Consider the following 1,512-nt stretch of genomic DNA (forward strand, 5'->3'; position numbering starts at 1 on the left):
TGGGTTCTCATGGATCCATGTGGATCAACAAAGAAGGAAAGCATCTCGTAAAGCCCTTCAAAGTCAATGCCATCGATACGTCTGGTGCTGGAGACGCCTATATTGGATGCTTTGCTTGCTGCTATGTACAATCCGGCGATATCCTCGCATCCATGAAGACAGCGAGTGCATTCGCTGCACTCAGCGTCACAAAACGTGGCACACAAAAATCGTATCCGGAAAAAGATGATGTGGTAAAACTGCTTAACGCATAACAAGAAGACTCTCCGTCCCCCTCGGAGAGTCTTTTTTTGTGAGCACTATATAAATTTGAACCTTTGGATGCATCCGATATATAATAGATGATGAGCTTGGCAGTACAGCTAACGATATACGAGGAGATGATGACATGGAGCAGGATAAGGACCGATTGAGCATCAATGTTGCAAAATTGTATTATGAATCCGATATGAGCCAGCAGAAAATAGCCAATGAACTAGGGATTTCAAGGCCCTCTGTCTCGAGATTATTGCAATACGCCAAAGAACATGGCTTTGTACAGATAAGGATTATCGATCCTACCGAACGAGGCCTTTCTTTGGCAGATGAACTGTGTAAAAAATACAATTTGAAGACTGTAAAGATTGCTAACGTTCCTCTCAATAAAAACGATGAAATCAAAAAGGCAATTGGGCTGAAAGCCGCCGAATATTTATATGAAATTGTCAAAGATAATGATATCATCGGCATAGGCTGGGGATCCTCGCTCTATCAAATGGCCTTGCATCTAAAGTCAAAACCTGTCAAAAAAGTACAGGTTGTACAGCTAAAAGGTGGTATCAGTTACTCGAAGCTCAATACATATGCACATGAAATCATTACTCTTGTTGCTAAAGCTTTCTCTACTACAGGAATATTCTTACCCATCCCTGTCATGTTCGACAATACTGAAGTAAAACGCTTGGTCGAACAGGATAAATATGTAAAGAACATCCTCGACATGGGAAGACGAGCTAATATCGCTGTTGTAACAGTGGGTCCAGCATCAGATGAATCCATTCTGTTCCATCTCGGATATTACATCAACGAAAATGATCGCGAACTCCTTAGTCAGAAAGCTGCCGGTGATCTTTGCTCTCGATTTTATGATGATAATGGAAAAATCGTAGATGAAGAACTCAACAACCGCACTGCCGGCATACAGCTTGACGAATTTCAAAAAAAGGAAACGCGTATCCTAGTTGCCGGTAGCAAAGAAAAGCTCCGGGCCATCCATGCAGCGCTCAAAGCCGGTTATATGAATGTACTGATTACCGATCAGTATACGGCCCTTGCTTTAAAAGAAATGAACTGAACAAGCAATGTCATCATCTGCTATAACAGAATCTTATATCCAAGGTACTCGGCCGCCTGGCATTTGAAATTCCATTTGAGGTAATCGAATAGACGAAACAAACGAGGGAATATTTCATATGAAATATTCCCTCGTTTTATAATAGCGAACTAATCCACCTCAATGCGCAGTTTTGAACT

2 protein-coding genes are annotated in these 1,512 nt (G+C 41.5%); both read left to right on the forward strand.

All coding sequences use genetic code 11. From position 1 onward, the window contains the following. Positions 1–254 (forward strand): PfkB family carbohydrate kinase (locus tag T518_RS11270; RefSeq protein WP_036379011.1); only part of this gene is annotated, 254 nt, incomplete at its 5' end. A 134-nt stretch (positions 255–388) separates the two neighbouring features. Continuing rightward, positions 389–1,333, forward strand: coding sequence for a DNA-binding transcriptional repressor DeoR (gene deoR, locus T518_RS11275; RefSeq protein WP_036379013.1), 945 nt, complete (start codon positions 389–391; stop codon positions 1,331–1,333). Positions 1,334–1,512: the final 179 nt, after the last annotated feature.

This window comes from Mitsuokella jalaludinii DSM 13811, from assembly GCF_000702905.1.
Taxonomy (GTDB): Bacteria; Bacillota; Negativicutes; order Selenomonadales; family Selenomonadaceae; genus Mitsuokella; species Mitsuokella jalaludinii.

What these genes read in the sequence shown, in the direction of transcription:
- deoR (WP_036379013.1), top strand. Translation starts at nt 389, where the DNA reads ATGGAGCAGGATAAGGACCGATTGAGCATCAATGTTGCAAAATTGTAT.